This is a genomic window from Paenibacillus sp. Paensp38 (genome assembly GCF_059491915.1).
Window position 1 is genome coordinate 1,152,296 of the sequence record NZ_CP168516.1, and the last position, 15,931, is coordinate 1,168,226.

The 15,931-nt window shown below is 43.1% G+C and carries 18 protein-coding genes; 15 read left to right on the top strand and 3 right to left on the bottom strand.

The window, feature by feature from the left end:
- Positions 1–10: 10 nt before the first annotated feature.
- From ACEN8J_RS05215 to ACEN8J_RS05250, 8 genes are all read left to right on the top strand, one after another.
- A complete protein-coding gene (locus tag ACEN8J_RS05215) occupies positions 11–361 on the top strand; it encodes a helix-turn-helix domain-containing protein (RefSeq protein WP_493430450.1) in 351 nt (116 codons plus the stop codon).
- Positions 362–506: 145 nt separating this feature from the next.
- Positions 507–1,031, top strand: coding sequence for a hypothetical protein (locus ACEN8J_RS05220; protein WP_495594314.1), 525 nt, complete (start codon positions 507–509; stop codon positions 1,029–1,031).
- A 287-nt stretch (positions 1,032–1,318) separates the two neighbouring features.
- The gene (locus tag ACEN8J_RS05225; protein WP_495594315.1) at positions 1,319–1,867 is read left to right on the top strand and encodes a hypothetical protein; all 549 of its coding nucleotides are present in this window, start codon (positions 1,319–1,321) and stop codon (positions 1,865–1,867) included.
- A gap of 55 nt (positions 1,868–1,922) precedes the next feature.
- Positions 1,923–2,546, top strand: a complete 624-nt coding sequence (locus ACEN8J_RS05230; protein WP_495594316.1) for a hypothetical protein — start codon at positions 1,923–1,925, stop codon at positions 2,544–2,546.
- Positions 2,547–2,778: 232 nt separating this feature from the next.
- Positions 2,779–3,096: a GNAT family N-acetyltransferase gene (locus ACEN8J_RS05235; RefSeq protein ID WP_209018384.1), complete on the top strand. Its 318-nt coding sequence runs from the start codon at positions 2,779–2,781 to the stop codon at positions 3,094–3,096.
- A gap of 23 nt (positions 3,097–3,119) precedes the next feature.
- Entirely contained in the window at positions 3,120–3,575 is a 456-nt protein-coding gene (locus ACEN8J_RS05240) for a DinB family protein (protein WP_495594317.1), read from the top strand.
- Between the two features lie 21 nt (positions 3,576–3,596).
- Entirely contained in the window at positions 3,597–4,223 is a 627-nt protein-coding gene (locus ACEN8J_RS05245; RefSeq protein ID WP_029515441.1) for a class I SAM-dependent methyltransferase, read from the top strand.
- Between the two features lie 91 nt (positions 4,224–4,314).
- Positions 4,315–4,728, top strand: a complete 414-nt coding sequence (locus ACEN8J_RS05250; RefSeq protein ID WP_495594318.1) for a hypothetical protein — start codon at positions 4,315–4,317, stop codon at positions 4,726–4,728.
- Between the two features lie 299 nt (positions 4,729–5,027).
- On the opposite strand, the gene ACEN8J_RS05255 is transcribed toward ACEN8J_RS05250, so the two are convergent.
- Together ACEN8J_RS05255 and ACEN8J_RS05260 are read right to left on the bottom strand one after the other, a co-directional pair.
- Positions 5,028–5,891: a sulfurtransferase gene (locus ACEN8J_RS05255; RefSeq protein ID WP_069010410.1), complete on the bottom strand. Its 864-nt coding sequence runs from the start codon at positions 5,889–5,891 to the stop codon at positions 5,028–5,030.
- A 75-nt stretch (positions 5,892–5,966) separates the two neighbouring features.
- The gene (locus ACEN8J_RS05260) at positions 5,967–6,911 is read right to left on the bottom strand and encodes a DMT family transporter (RefSeq protein WP_318627380.1); all 945 of its coding nucleotides are present in this window, start codon (positions 6,909–6,911) and stop codon (positions 5,967–5,969) included.
- Between the two features lie 239 nt (positions 6,912–7,150).
- On the opposite strand from ACEN8J_RS05260, the gene ACEN8J_RS05265 reads away from it, so the two are divergent.
- The 7 genes from ACEN8J_RS05265 to ACEN8J_RS05295 all read left to right on the top strand — a co-directional run bounded on the left by ACEN8J_RS05265 (position 7,151) and on the right by ACEN8J_RS05295 (position 14,162).
- Positions 7,151–8,059 carry a DUF8580 domain-containing lipoprotein gene (locus tag ACEN8J_RS05265; protein WP_318627379.1) on the top strand — a complete coding sequence of 303 codons (909 nt, stop codon included), beginning with the start codon at positions 7,151–7,153 and terminating at the stop codon, positions 8,057–8,059.
- A gap of 212 nt (positions 8,060–8,271) precedes the next feature.
- The gene (gene dapD, locus ACEN8J_RS05270; protein ID WP_029515436.1) at positions 8,272–8,985 is read left to right on the top strand and encodes a 2,3,4,5-tetrahydropyridine-2,6-dicarboxylate N-acetyltransferase; all 714 of its coding nucleotides are present in this window, start codon (positions 8,272–8,274) and stop codon (positions 8,983–8,985) included.
- Positions 8,986–9,166: 181 nt separating this feature from the next.
- Positions 9,167–10,303 carry an N-acetyldiaminopimelate deacetylase gene (locus ACEN8J_RS05275; protein ID WP_209950162.1) on the top strand — a complete coding sequence of 379 codons (1,137 nt, stop codon included), beginning with the start codon at positions 9,167–9,169 and terminating at the stop codon, positions 10,301–10,303.
- 66 nt (positions 10,304–10,369) lie between these two features.
- Positions 10,370–11,479 carry an ABC transporter ATP-binding protein gene (locus ACEN8J_RS05280; RefSeq protein ID WP_029515434.1) on the top strand — a complete coding sequence of 370 codons (1,110 nt, stop codon included), beginning with the start codon at positions 10,370–10,372 and terminating at the stop codon, positions 11,477–11,479.
- Entirely contained in the window at positions 11,469–12,281 is an 813-nt protein-coding gene (locus ACEN8J_RS05285; RefSeq protein ID WP_023989586.1) for an ABC transporter permease, read from the top strand. The genes ACEN8J_RS05280 and ACEN8J_RS05285 overlap by 11 nt, the downstream gene beginning before the upstream one ends.
- Positions 12,271–13,092, top strand: coding sequence for an ABC transporter permease (locus ACEN8J_RS05290; RefSeq protein ID WP_322252249.1), 822 nt, complete (start codon positions 12,271–12,273; stop codon positions 13,090–13,092). Before ACEN8J_RS05285 ends, ACEN8J_RS05290 begins: the two co-directional genes overlap by 11 nt.
- Positions 13,089–14,162, top strand: coding sequence for an ABC transporter substrate-binding protein (locus tag ACEN8J_RS05295; RefSeq protein WP_340932748.1), 1,074 nt, complete (start codon positions 13,089–13,091; stop codon positions 14,160–14,162). Before ACEN8J_RS05290 ends, ACEN8J_RS05295 begins: the two co-directional genes overlap by 4 nt.
- 512 nt (positions 14,163–14,674) lie before the next feature.
- Here ACEN8J_RS05295 and ACEN8J_RS05300 read toward each other — a convergent pair.
- Positions 14,675–15,838, bottom strand: coding sequence for an aminotransferase A (locus ACEN8J_RS05300; RefSeq protein WP_495594319.1), 1,164 nt, complete (start codon positions 15,836–15,838; stop codon positions 14,675–14,677).
- Between the last annotated feature and the right edge of the window lie 93 nt (positions 15,839–15,931).

The window sequence follows — 15,931 nt, forward strand, 5'->3', positions numbered from 1 at the left end:
GGCAAGGGCAATGAAGCAACTAAATCTAAGTACAATAATTAGTTCTTTCATATTAGGTTTATCAATTGTTATTAGTGGCTTGTTTATTAGTCACACTGGAGACAAAGAGCTGAATAAAGACGGAACAAATCAAAAAGAATATAAACCACTAATGACAATCAAAGAAACAGCTGAATACTTGGACATAACTGAACCCCAAGTAAGAACAATCATATCTAGTGAGGAAACTATATTAAAGACCACTGGTTCATATTCTGGCAAGATGTTTCCCATTATTAGAATTGGAACTGATATTTATATAAGTAAAGATGGATTAAATGAATGGTTAAAGGAGTCAACAACACAGAGAACACAATATTAGAGAGAGCATTCGGAAAAGATCGTACATCAGATAACAGCACATTTACGATGCATTGCTGACGTCCCTTAAGGCAGTGAGGATTCGGAATACAAGAACGTTATCTACAATTCCCATAGCCTAAAAGGTACAATAGGAGGAGAGTATCTTGACCACAACTTTCACTAAGATAACTGGAGTTGGTTTTATTATTTTATCAGTATTAAGACTAACCCCCTTTATGAATGCTACTGGAAAATGGTTGTTATATATCTCAATTGCAGCGTTCTTTCTTATACTATATGACTTGCTGGAATTTATTGTTGAAGGCATATGGATAAAGAAAGGATTCATGCTAAGTAAATTTCTATTCAGTTTACGTTCTATATTTCTTGGGTGTGCGGTGATGGCTATAATCGTTTTGCCTAATATAAAGTTCAATATTTCTGTCAAAGAAGTTAATACTTTTAGTGATGCCTTTACACTAATTAGCTTAGGTATAGCAATAACACTAATTGGGTTTAAAACCGAAAAAGCACAATCCATTTTGTATAATAAGAGAAGGACAATAGATAATGAGGTCAGAGAATTTCTTAATTCAATTGAAGGGCAAAATATAATTAATGAACACATAGAAAAACTAAGAATAGAAAATACACAACAGATTAATAAATTGAATGCTGATTCTAAGTAGTAGCAACAGAAGAGTAACATAATATTCAAACTGAGCCCCTTCGGAGCTTCGATCTGCAAGAGGGATTTCGAAGAGGCCTTTAGCAGACAACGCCTGACGAGGCTTATAAATACAGAAACGTTATGTGAAATTGCAAAGAGATATATTAATAATTCAAACTAAATAGGAGTTTTGTCTGAAAGAGGCATTCCGAGGAAGTTTGATCAGGTAAGACAACCCCTAGCGAGGTTCATTAATACAAGAACGCTTTAGGAAAGGGACGCAAACCATAAAAGAAGGTGTTTAAGTTGTTTGGTTTATTTAAGAAAAAGAAAACAATATTTGAAGATCAACTAAACCAACTTTCTGAATTGGGCATCTTCATGAGAGCAATTCTAAAGAAAGAATTGCTTTTAGAAAAAATTTCAAGAAGTGAATATGAAGAAGATTCCTACAACTTGCTGCTGCTTACTTTAGGTGGAGAAGTTGAAGTGAATGGTGAATTTATAAATGTATCTGATAAAATTTGGTATTTAGATACGGAATGTATTGAGGACTATGGAGACTATGCAAGAGTAATAATGCGATTAGAGAATATGACAAAACTTAATTTAAATAAGATAACGGATTACGTAGATATTCAGAATAGTACTGCATGGGTCTCTTTTGAATATAAGAATGAACTTATAAGATGGGAAATGAAAGTAGATGATGATTGGTTGGATATGGAGATATTCAAGAAATTTAATGAGTTAATAAAGACTGAACAATCCATGGAATTATATATTTCAATTTTAGATCAAGGCTGCCTAGTGGGCTATTTTAATAAAGAACAAGTAATCGAATTAAATAAATAACAAAATATAAATTTGAAGAGTATTAGTGAAATATGACTAAAAAGGAGCCAAAACAATGAGTGAATTGACTTCAGGAAGCTTATCACTATTGAAATATAAAGAAGCAGTTCTTGATTATGATCCTGTATACGCGGAGGATTTAAATGACAAATGGTTTGTTTTCGTAACCAAAGATACAGAAGTAAGTGAAGAAATTCCGGAAAGTCTATTTCAAATTTCAGAAAAAATCCCAGTGTTATATTTTTATAATTTTGAAGATCACTATTGGGGATACCGTGTAGTTTACAATTCACAAGAGATAGCAAGTCTTCATATATCATATGTGTTATTAGATACTTTAATTATTAAGCTTGCAGAAGAGAGATATCCAGAGGAAGATCACATTGAATTTTTATATGTCGACCCTAGAGGGGACAAAACCAGAACTGAATTAATTGAAGAAGTTCTGAGATCTAATGAATACAATGAGAAAATAGCAAAACAGTTTACAAATTGCAATCTAGAAACATTTAGTTTTTTTGAACTAGATAATGAGCGAATAAAACAATTAGACGATATTTTGAATAATGATTACTATACACAATTAGAATCTAAGCATCAGTTAGTAGAAGAGTTTAAAGAATTATTAAACATTGAGGAGATGAGCTGGATACGAGCAGATAGAATGAATGAAGAATAGAAGGTCGTAGTAGTTCTATTATGTATTTTTCTGCACCGAAACAATCTAAAACTCGGGAGTCAAGGGTTGAAAAATGTATGCAGAAAATTCTCAATGGAGAGGGATTAAATGATCGGTAAAAGTAATTCAGGCAAAGGCTAAATAAACGTATCAGAGGCGATAATTATGATAGATTTAGAGTCAGAAAGATTACTTATAAGAAATTTTCGATCTGATGATTGGAATGATCTACATGATTACTTATAAAATGATAGGACACATTTACTTTAATCAAACCGTACCGTTTGAGTTTTTAACATGGGAAATAGGATACATATTCAACCCAAGATACTATGGAAATGGATATGCTACTGAGGCAAGTAGAAGAGTATTGCAATATGGATTTGAAGAGTTAAAGGCTCATCGGATTATTGCGATGTGTAATCCAGAAAACGCTTCATCGTGGAGATTATTGGAGCGCTTGTTGATGCGAAAAGAAGGACAACCCATTTGGCATAATGCATATCAACATGCGATTTTAACAGATGAATGGCAAAGGAACAATGAATAATTTGAAAAAAGGAGTGTGATACCATGAATGAGAAGTCGCGGTTACTAGAGGAGTTCAGAGAATGGATACGTTTTGTTTCTGAGATTCGTGAAATGGATTGGAAAATAAAGATTGCTGAAGATAAATGGTCAGTTCACGATATCGTAAGTCATATATTACTGTGGGATAAATACTTTTATGAAGTAGCCATAAATCCGATATTAAACGATGCGCCTTTGACATTAACACATATGGATTTTGAACAATTTAATCAGGATGCTGTTGAATATGGAAAAACAAAAACGAAAGAAGAATTAATTAAAATGACTATTCAGTACCGTAACATGATATTGGAGAGTATAGAGAGTTTTGAAGACGACAAGTTTACTAAAGAATATGCTGACGGGAAGTTTACTGTAATATCATATTTAAGAGATTTTATCTGGCATGATCAACATCATATCAGACAGATTGATGAGCTTAAAAGAAGAGCAATGTGAGTATATAGGCGGGTGAATAATATGGGGGATTATTGGAACAAAAGATTTACTGAAGAAGGAATGATTTGGGGTTGTGAACCAAGTCAAACTGTAACCCAAGCTATAGATTTGTTCAAAAAAAATAATGTACATGATATTTTGGTTCCTGGTGCTGGATATGGAAGAAATACGAAGGCGTTCTCTTCTTATTTTCAGGTTGATGGAATTGAAATATCTAGTTCAGCTATAAATCTAGCAAAAGAATGGGATTTAAAAACGAATTTTATTCAAGAATCGGTATTAGAGTTTACTACAAGCCAAAGGTATGATGGAATATATTGTTATGATTTATTACATTTATTTTTGTTAGAAGACCGAAAAAAACTGATACAGAATTGCGTGAAGCATTTGAAGGAATTGGGAGTAATGTATTTCACATGTTTTTCTGATCGTGATTCTAATAATGGTGTAGGTAGGAAAGTTGAGGAAGGAACATATGAATACAAGGAAGGGAAATATGCTCACTTCTTTACTGAAAAAGATTTAAAAGAACATTTTAATGATTTGAATATATTAGAAATGGGTTTCATGAGAGAAACTCTGATATATGTAGAGAAACAACAGAAAGAATATGAATTAAGATATATAGTTGTTCAAAATATTGGATAGCTATTTCGAGGAAGTAATTCAACAGACATGTCCCATCGCTTAGCTACCGCAAGTGGCAGCCGGACTGTTAATCTTAAAGCGCTGGGACATCGTGAATAAAGAAACGTTACATGTAATTGGAACCGAAGGGAATAAAAAAATGAGGATGCAAGATAAACCGATAGTAAGTATTATAGGCTTGGGATTATTTAGTCTGACACTAGTGGTGCACATTTGTTTTAGATCAATAAGAACAATGGATGTAGGAATGGGGATATTATTGTCTCTAGTAAATGCCGTATTTTTAGTATTTACATTGCTATGGGGAGTATTAGGCGCAGTAGAATTCTCAAGATTAATGAGTTGGAGAGAGAAAATAAAGAAAAGAGAAGTGAACGAAGAAGTAGATTTACATAAATACAAGAAAAAAATTAAAATATATCTATGTATAAACGTAATTTATTTATTACTAGTTATATGTCAACTCGGCTATGTTATTTATAGATGGGATGAGGTGAACGTATAGTGCATAGAGCAATGCGATGCTATTCGAAGGCGAAATAAGTTCCAGTTAACAACGTATTTTTGTACCGGCTATCATCTCAATCTGGTAGAAGAATTTCGGGAGATGTGGAACCAGTCAGAAACTTACGCCAAATCGTCAGGACGTAGAAAAAAATCAGCTTTGGAATTCTATATAAGGTCGCTTCACTCGGCTCAAGTTGATTTTTTATGTACTTTTTAACAAAGCAAATAAACTGCCATGAGCCAAATCGCTTAAGGCAGTTTATTTGTCTTTTGAACCTGTATATCCGTTGAAACTTTTTATTCCTCTCCGGTCGCCACCGGATTCTCCTCATAGCTAATCCAGTCGCTCCAGCTTCCCGGATATAAACGGACCTTACTAAATCCAGCTTCATTCAGGGCCAGTACATTGGGACAGGCGGATACGCCAGAACCACAGTACACGATAATTTCTGCGTTTGGATCAAGATCGGCAAAGTGCTGCTGCAATTGTTCCGCATTTTTAAAGCTGCCTTTTTCGTCCAAGATCTCTTTCCAGAAGAAATTCACTGCACCGGGGATATGTCCCGCTGCTTGATCAATGGGCTCCTCCAGCCCCAGGTAGCGAGGCCGCTCTCTGGAGTCGATTAATATAGGTGAAAAACCGATATAGGAGCCAACAGGAACAGAATCTTCGGATACACGGTGCACCTCTTGCATACTTGTGAGCATTTGTGGCTGTACATTTGGTGTGAATGTACTTGGAATGCGAATCGGCTGGTCTACCGTAACGGGGAACTTCGCTTCTTTCCAAGCGCTGTAGCCCTCTTCCAGCACATATACCTGCTCATGCCCGAGATAGCGCAGGAGCCACCAGAAGCGGGAAGCCATCATACCGCCTTGGTCATCATAAGCGACGATGCGCGAGGCAGCATTGATTCCGGCACGACTTAGACGTGCAGCAAGTGTATCCACATCAGGTAAGGGATGGCGACCCCCATGCTCAGCAAGAGGAGCGGTAAGGTCTTCTTCCAAATCGAAATGAACCGCCCCTGGAATATGGTCTTCATTAAATTGAGTCCGCCCAGCTCCGGCTTGTCCGAGCAGGGAACGGCAGTCGGCGATGATCATGTCCGGCTCATACAATCGGGCTAGCAGCCAGCGTTTGGATACGATGGATTTCATAGAGAATTCCGCCTTCCTTTTTTTAGAAGTGAATTTAATTCATTGAGTATGGTTTATGAAAATGGGGTAAATAAGTTAAGAGCTGGCCTTCAGGGGATGCTCAGTGTCGGGCAACTCACTTTGATGGACAACTTTCTTTTTAAAATCCGTTCCGTATCGGATAAAAATCCATACCCCGAACAGGATGAAAAAGCCTGCACCAAATTGTAAAGTAGACAACCTTTCCCCGAGCAGCACCCAAGCTAGCAAGGAAGAAATAACGGGCTCGCCGAGTACCGCCATCGACACCGCAGTTGCGTTAATGTATTTGAGCAGCCAGTTAAATAGGTAATGTCCGAACAGCGTAGGTACAATGGCTAACAGCAGGAACAGTCCCCATTCCCGTGGAGCGTATCCGGTAAAAGGAATGGCATTGACCACATTATACAGCGCAAGTGATGTGGCTGCGATGGCAAAAACCCAAAAATTATACACAAACGCGCTCAAATGCTCGCGCAGATGCTTGCCCATCAGCATATGGATGGACACGGCTACCATACCCAAGAAGGACAGTGCGTCCCCGAGCAGGGCTTGTCCTGAGACATGGAAGTCTCCAGCTCCGATGGCCAGCGAGCCGATAAAAGCCATGCCCATCCCGATGAGCATAGCGCGATTCGTGCCCGTCCGGAAAAACAAAAATGAACCGAGCATGACAAGGATCGGCTCCAATGTCATAATAACGGTAGAGCTTGCAACGGTGGTCAGTCGCAGTGAGCCCATCCAGAGCAAGAAATGCAGCCCCAGCGCAATACCGGACCAGAGGATCAGCATCCACTGCTTGCGGGTCAGGCTAAACAGCTCAGTGCGGTACTTCCAGACCAAAGGCAGCATGATCAGATTGGTTAGGTACAAACGGTACATAGCGATGACGGACACCTCGGCTTCAGACCATCTTACGAAGATCGAGGAGAACGAAATAGCGATAATACCTATGATGTACAATAATTCAAAGGAAAACGACGGTTTGTGTGCTTGATTCACGTGGCAGCTCCATCCGTATGGGGGAAAATAAATACGTCTATGTTCCTTCCAAGCGGTATCTCGAAAATTAGGTTAATACAGCCCATTATACCGTACCTAACATTCCCGTGGTATTAGGATTTTGCAAAATCCTGAGAATATAATAAACGGGAGCAGGAGGTAGGATTTTGGATTTTAAGTGAGATGCTGCGTAGAACTTTTGCTGCACAAGCTCGTCTATCATAGTGGAGGTGGATTTTATGAAAAAACAAAACACAATTTCAATCATACTACTGACTGTAGTGGCAGTGCTGGCTCTGTCAGCCTGTGGAACGAAACCGCAAACCAATAACACCGCACCTCAAGGGTCAGACCAACCGCAAACGCAACAGCAGCCGCAAGTTAAACCGGAGACAATCGCTGAGTCGGAGGTTAAAAAAGGCACAGGTGTATACAATGGAGCTGCTGACCCGCATACGGTAGAGATTGGAACCAATGGCGAAGCCCAATCCTTCCAATTGGGGGACGGACTGGACACGGTAATAGCTGGACTTAAGGAAGGCGATACAGTAGCGTTTGAATACACCGAAAAAGCAGTAGAGGGCGACGCGACGGCGAAGCAACTGACTTTAACGAAAATACAAAAAACAGAGGCTGCAACAGATGGCAATCAAAACGGAAGTGCTGGTCAAGCAGTAGGCGGAGAACGCACAAAGACTCAAACTTTTGATCTCACCCTTGAGGGAAAAAAGGAAAAGCAGACTGCGACATTAGCAAAAGGAGAGGGATATTCGCTGTATGTGTTTGATCCGATGTCCCTGTTTCCTGATCAAAACCGTGTTGCCTTGGCTGTAGATGATAACTATTATGCTGAAATTACGAAGCTACCCTCCGATTTTAATCTGGACGAACTTCAAAAAGAAGGCGAAAAGGATCTAGCTTCCATCGGTAAGGTGCAAAAGCTGGACAAAGCAGCCATACCTGAAGCGTTATCCAGTAGCCGTCTGTTCTTACAAGCGAGCAGTTCGAAGATGACACAGCAATATATAGTTGTAGAAAATAAAACAGGCGGTTTCATCGTGAAAGTGAACATTCCACAAGGTGAACCTGCTGAAGGATTCCAATCCTACATTTATACATCGCTGGAGAGCCTGCAAGCTAATAAATAACCCTACTTTGATGCGGGATGATCGGCGGCTTACAATCATGAATTTAAGGCAGTCATGCCGCTGAAAATGGTTATTTTAAGGGCTAGGTTAGAGCTATAAGGGTCTAATCTATAATTGCGAGACCTGCACTTTTGTGCTATAAAGGATGAGAGAATAAGATCATTCCGGCTTGCGAAGTCGTATGAAGCGATGAAGGAGTTGTTAGATTTACTATGTCCATCGAAATGAATACACAAGAAGTCATCAACGTGATTAAAAACAGCAAGAAAAAGACGCCTGTTAAAGTATATGTAAAAGGAGCTTTGGCTTCCGCATCATTTGGCGAGAATGTTCAAGCTTTTATTTCTGGAGACAGTGGTGTTGTATTTGGTGATTGGGCTGATATCAAGCCGGTACTGGATAGCGCAAACGCTAAAGAAGAAGATTATGTGGTGGAAAATGATCGCCGTAACTCCGCTGTTCCAATGTTGGATCTGAAAGGCATTAATGCACGCATTGAGCCAGGCGCATATATCCGTGATATGGTTGGCATCGGTAACAACGCAGTCATCATGATGGGTGCAGTGATTAACATCGGTGTCACCATTGGTGAAGGCACGATGATTGATATGAATGCTGTGCTGGGCGGTCGTGTTAAAGTAGGCAACATGTGCCACATCGGTGCAGGCGTTGTCCTGGCGGGTGTCATTGAGCCACCGTCCGCACAGCCTGTTATCGTAGAAGACGAAGTATTGATCGGTGCGAACTCGGTTGTACTGGAAGGCGTACGCATTGGTAAAGGTGCAGTTGTTGCAGCCGGAGCGGTCGTAACTGAAGATGTGCCTGAATACTCCGTAGTGGCGGGTACACCTGCACGTGTGATCAAACAGGTCGACGATAAGACCAAATCTAAAACTGAGATTTTGAAAGAACTGCGCGTTCTGTAAGAATGCAGAAGTTTTTTATGTACCAAAGGTGAACGATTCCTTGTCAGAAGCATGATGCACTGACAGCATAACTTAGGGACGAAGCACAACGGACAAGGCTCGGCGGCTGCGCCGGGCTTTTGTCCTTTTGTTCTTTTGCCCGATAAGAGCTGATGAGCTATAAAGAGGAGGCGTGGCAGCAATGAGTACGGTCGACTATCGTTCTTTTGTCCAAATACGAAGAGATTTACACCAAATTCCCGAACCGGGTTTTGAGGAGTACAAAACACAACAATATTTGCTGGATTATTTGGAAACGCTCCCTCAGGAGCGGTTGGACATTCGTACATGGCGTACGGGCGTGTTAGTGTTCATTCATGGATCAGCTCCTGAACGCCGCTATGGATATCGTTGTGATATGGATGGTTTACCGATTGAAGAAGAGACAGGTTACGATTTCCGTTCGACCCATCCCGGCTATATGCATGCTTGTGGACACGATTTACATATGACGATTGGATTGGGAATTGTTACTCACTTTGCAAGCCATCCGATTAAGGATGATCTGGTTGTATTGTTTCAACCGGCTGAGGAAGGGCCGGGTGGAGCCTTGCCTATGCGGGACAGCACAGAGCTGGCAGACTGGATACCCGATGAAATTGTCGCGCTGCATGTTGCACCTGAATATCCTGTCGGTACAATTGCGACTCGCCCGGGCATCCTATTTGCCAATACGTCGGAGCTTTTCATCGACCTGAAGGGTACGGGCGGGCATGCTGCGTATCCACACAAGGCGAATGATATGGTAGTGGCTGCTTGCCAACTGGTGGGACAATTACAAACGGTTGTAGCCCGTAATGTGAATCCACTCGATGCAGCAGTCATTACTGTGGGTAAGGTTAGCGGAGGCACGAAGCAAAATATTATCGCAGAAACCGCCCGGTTGGAGGGTACGATCCGAACGTTGTCTGCCGATACGATGGCGCTGGTTAAATCGCGGATCGAAGCGCTGGTGCGCGGTGTGGAAGCTGGGTTTGAATGCCATGCCGAGATTCATTATGGCTCCAATTATTTGCAAGTGTACAATGAAGCTCAGGTGACCGAGGAATTTATGAACTGGGTCAGTAACCGGCAGGATGTGCAGCTTATTGAATGCGGAGAAGCGATGACCGGAGAAGACTTCGGGTATTTTCTGGAGCGAATTCCCGGTCTGATGTTCTGGCTTGGCGTTGATACGCCTTATGGTTTGCATCATGCGAAGCTGGAGCCTGCGGAAGAAGCGATTGGTGTAGCCATTCGTGTGCTGACAGACTATTTTACATGGAAGTCTCAAGGGTAAATGAGGCGCCCTGAATAATTATGTTTAATAAAATGGAATGAAGTCGAATTTTTGAAGGAGGGTGTTATGGGAGAGCAAACCATCATCCGATTTGAACGGGTGACCAAGCAATATGACAACGATCCCCCAGTGCTGGCGGACGTCAGCTTTGAAATTGAGCGTGGTAAATTTTATACACTGCTGGGGCCTTCCGGCTGTGGTAAAACGACGATTCTGCGTATGATTGCAGGTTTTGCGGAGCCGACAGAAGGCTCTATTTATTTAAATGGAAAACTCATTAATCGTGTTCCAGCCAATGAGCGGCAGGTCAATACGGTTTTTCAAGATTATGCGCTATTTCCGCATCTGAATGTGTTTGAAAATGTAGCCTTTGGTCTGCGAATCAAAAAGATGAATAAAAAGGACATCCAAGAGAAGGTGACACAGGCGTTGTCCTTTGTCAATCTGGAAGGCTACGGCGAGCGGGAAATTTCTGAGATGTCCGGAGGACAGCGTCAGCGTGTTGCCATCGCACGGGCTATCGTTAATGAGCCTGACGTTCTCTTGTTGGATGAACCGTTGTCTGCATTGGATTTAAAGCTGCGTACTGAAATGCAGTACATTTTGCGCGAAATGCAGCAGCGCCTTGGAATTACCTTTATTTTCGTTACGCATGATCAGGAGGAAGCACTGGCCATGTCGGACGAAATTTTTGTCATGAACAAAGGTAAGATTGAGCAGAGTGGTACGCCTAATGATATTTATGATGAGCCGATCAATCGGTTTGTTGCTGATTTCATCGGCGAATCCAATATTGTCCCAGGACGGATGATTGCGGATTACCAAGTGGAATTTAACGGCCGACAGTTTGAATGTGTCGACGGAGGCTTACGTCCGAACGAGCCCATTGAAATCGTGATCCGACCGGAGGATCTGGAGATTACGAGTGTTGTTGAAGGCAAGCTGCGTGTAAAAGTGGATACCCAATTGTTCCGTGGTGTTCACTATGAAATAAGCTGCTATGATGATTCGGGACAGGAATGGCTCGTGCATTCTACCAAAAAGGCGGAGCTGGGCAGTGAAATCGGTCTGCGATTTGACCCGGAAGCGATCCATGTGATGCGGTTCGGGGAAACAGAGGAAGAATTTGATCGGCGTCTGGAAGCCTATGAAGAGGTGGATCAGCATGTCCGGTAATACAAGAGCAGCGTATCTGCTGCCTTATTATTTATGGATTGTGCTGTTTGTGGCGGCTCCGGTTGTACTTGTGTTTTACTATTCACTATTTGATGTGGATGGTCATCTCACATTCAACAACTATGCTCAGTTTCTGACACCTGTTTATTTGAGCATGACGCTTAGCTCGTTTTGGTATGCATTTCTGATCACTGTATTTTCACTGTTAGTTGCTTACCCGGCAGCCTATTTACTCACACGCACCAAGCATAAGCAGCTGTGGCTGTTGCTCATTATTTTGCCGACCTGGATTAACCTGTTACTCAAAACGTATGCTTTTATTGGGATTTTCGGAACCTATGGTCCGGTGAATGCGGTGTTAGGTATGGTTGGGTTGGGAGGTCAGCAATTATTGTTTACCAGCTCCAGCTTTGTGTTTGTGTCGGTTTATATTTTTGTGCCTTTTATGATTTTGCCCATCTATAACGCGTTGGAAGGGTTAAACCCTTCATTGCTGGACGCAGCCCGTGATTTGGGAGCCTCCAAGTGGACTGCGTTTCGCAGGGTTATTTTTCCGTTAACGCTTGCGGGTGTGCGATCTGGTTGCATGGCTGTGTTTATTCCAGCGTTGTCGCTGTTTATGATTACCCGCCTGATTGCAGGTAACCGTGTGATTACACTGGGGACGGCGATAGAGCAGCATTTTCTGGTTACTCAGGATTGGGGTATGGGCTCTACGGTTGCCGTGTTCCTGATTTTGGCGATGGGGATCATTATGCTGCTCACCTCGGGAACGAAACGGAGGGTGCGGCATGGTAAATAAAAACCGATTCGGAAATATTTATTTGGTGATTGTTTTTCTCGTTTTGTACGCGCCTATTTTGTATTTGATGTACTATTCCTTCAATAGCGGCGGGACGATGCATGAGTTTGAGGGTTTTACACTCCAGTATTACAAAGAGGTGTTTGCAGACACTCGCTTGATCATTATTGTCATTAACACCTTGGTGATTGCTTTGCTGTCATCTGCGTTGGCTACGATTATTGGCATTATGGGTGCGCTGGCTATCCATCAGATGCAGAACCGTCGAGTCAAAAATACGCTGCTGTCGCTCAATAATGTATTGATCGTGAACCCGGACGTCATTATCGGCGCTTCCTTCCTTATTTTGTTCACGATGGTCGGGATTAAGCTGGGTTTCTACTCCGTTTTATTGTCCCATATTGCGTTTAGTGTGCCGATTGCGGTCATTATGATTTTGCCGCGGCTTCAGGAAATGAGTCCATCCCTGGTGGATGCTGCGCGTGATTTGGGTGCCAGCCGGCTGGATGTACTGACCAAGGTGATTTTGCCCTTTATCAAGCCAGGGATTTATGCGGGCTTTTTTATGGCGTTAACGTACTCGCTGGATGATTTTGCGGTGACCTTTTTTGTGACAGGCAGTGGCTATTCGACTTTATCGGTGGAAATATACTCACGTGCCCGTCAAGGGGTTTCCTTGTCCATCAATGCGCTATCTACGCTCATATTCCTGTTTACTGTACTGCTGGTGGTGGGTTACTACTTTATTATGCGCAAAGCGAATCGTAATGATAAAAAGGAGCCTGCGGCAGAAATGGGGGTGCCTAGATGAAGTCACTTGTGCGCGTGTTTCTGTCGATTTTCATCATCTCGTTTGGGCTGATGGGAGTGGCGGCATGGCTGAATTCCAGTCAAGGCTACTCCGGTGGCAACACACTGACGGTGTACAACTGGGGAGACTACATTGACCCTGAGTTGTTGGAACGGTTTCAGAAGGAGACGGGGATTACTGTCATTTATCAGACCTTTGATTCCAATGAGGCGATGCTGACGAAAATCGAGCAGGGAGGAACTTCGTTTGATGTAGCGGTTCCCTCGGAATATGCTTTGGCTAAAATGAAGCAGGAGCACTTGTTGCTCCCGTTGGACCATAGCAAGCTGCCGAATTTGAAGCATGTAGATTCACATTATCTAAACCTTTCGTTTGATCCGAATAACCAATATTCGGTTCCGTATTTTTGGGGTACAGTCGGGATTGTGTTTAACCCGGAGCTGACGAGAGGCATTGATTTTCATAGCTGGGATGGCCTATGGGACCCGAAGCTACGTAATAACCTGTTGTTGGTTGATGGAGCTAGGGAGATTATGGGCATGTCGCTGAACAGTCTCCACTACTCCTTGAATGATACGAATGAGGCACATTTGCAGCAGGCTTTGACGAAGTTGGAGAAATTAGCGCCCAATGTCAAAGCGGTTGTTGGTGACGAGATTAAAATGCTGCTGGCAAACGAGGAAGCTGCTGCCGGGGTTGTATGGTCCGGTGATGCGTCTGAAATCATGGATGAGAACGATAAGCTCGATTACATCGTGCCGGATGAAGGTTCCAACCTGTGGTTTGATAATATAGTTATTCCAAAAACCGCTACCCATGTGGATGCGGCCCATAAGTTCATCAATTTCATGATGCAGCCCGATGTAGCCGCTCAAAATGCCGAATTTGTAGGATACTCCACGCCAAACAAGGATGCAAAGAAATTGCTGCCTAAAGATATCTCTGGCGACGAGCGTTTTTACCCTCCGTCCGACATTACAGATAAGCTGGAAGTGTACGACAATCTGGGCAAGCGCATGCTCGCTCATTACAACGAATTGTTCCTGCAATTCAAAATGCATTTAAAGTAGGGGAGTGGCGTGAGGATTCAGGTTTGCGCTTTAGAGGTCGCTGCGGAGGCGGATGGTGCTTACCATCGCTGTTAAATTCCGATTTTTATGATTACCGCATAAAGGTGGAAATCGGAATTTAAAGGCGACCGCTTCGCTTGTCCAGTACCATTCCGCCCCCTCCGCTGCACCGTGCTTAAAGCTAGTCACCCATGAATCCCTACGCCGATAGCGCGTGGGAGTAGTGGAAGAATAGGCCTCTGAGCCACCCGTAGGGGTGCCTCAGAGGCCTATTCTGTTTACTCACCGTGTAAAGCGGTGAGTATGTTTTTATCCTGCTGCTCCACACACACGTTAGAGAATTTTGGGACTTTAAGGTGGGCAGTGAGCGAAGCGGGCCATTTGAATCTGGAGAAGCGGCAGCGTTCGCCTTTGCTGAGGGATTCTTACCTATAAATGTTTTATCCAATTCAAGAATCCCCCAGCAACAGCGATCGGAAGATCAAATGGACTGCGTAGCGCCTCTAACCACCTTAACCCCTCACCATTCCTCTAACAAACTTCTCTATTTTATCCAATCCTTGCTCCAGCACATCCTGTCCGTAAGCATAGGACAAGCGAATGTATCCTTCGCCATAGGAAGAAAAGGCATCTCCAGGTACGACAGCCACTCCATGCTCTTCCAGCAGCTTCAAGGTAAAATCCATCGAGCTTAATCCAAAATGGGCGATGGAAGGGAAAAGATAAAAGGCTCCCTCAGGCTTCTCTAGTGGAATTCCCATATCAGTTAGTCTTCCGTGTACATAGTCGCGACGTCGGCGGTACTCCTCGCGCATCTGAAGTGCATCATCCACCCCGACGGTCAGGGCTTCCAGTGCTGCATATTGGCTAATTGAGCTAGCGCAGGTCACGTTGTACTGATGGACTTTGACCATGTGCTGTGTAATTTCAGCGGGTGCAAGTGTAAAACCAATACGCCATCCCGTCATGGAATGTGATTTGGACAGACCGTTAATGACGATGGTGCGCTCACGCATACCTGGAAGAGCTGCAATGGACACGTGGGGGGTATCGTAAATCAGTTCGCTGTATATTTCGTCCGAAATGATAAACAGATCGCGCTCCTTCAGTAAATCCGCGACCGCTTCCAGTTCTTCGCGGCTCATCACTCGCCCGGTCGGATTCGAAGGATATCCGAGAATGACTGCTTTTGTCCGTTCGGTCAGATAAGGCTCCAACACCTCGGCTGTGAGCTTGAATCCGCTACTGCGGGTATCGGCAAACACAGGAATGCCGCCTGACAAACGGATCAAGGGCTCGTACCCTGGGTAGATTGGCACGGGTAGAATGACTTCATCACCGGGTGACAAAATCGTGCGTAAGGTAATATCCAGCGCTTCACTGGCTCCGTTCGTTATGATAACCTCATCCTGTCCACGGTAATTTAGGCCGTATTTACGGGCTACAAACGCTGCTGCGGCTTCTCGTAATTCCGGCAGTCCCGGATTAGGTGTATAAGTGGTCCGGCCTTCATCAATCGCCCGATGGGCAGCTTCCATAATATGCGCAGGGGTAGGGAAATCCGGCTGTCCAATCGTTAAGGAGAGCGTTCCGGGTAATGCGGCAACTTTATTTGCGATTTTGCGGATGCCGCTGATTTGAATATTTTTGACCTGATCGTTAAGCAAATGCTCCATAGCGTGTGTGCCACCTTTTTCTGTATTAGAACAAGTTTACAATAATATGATCTGATTATGCTACGACAAGAAGAATTCATTTTTACATAATTT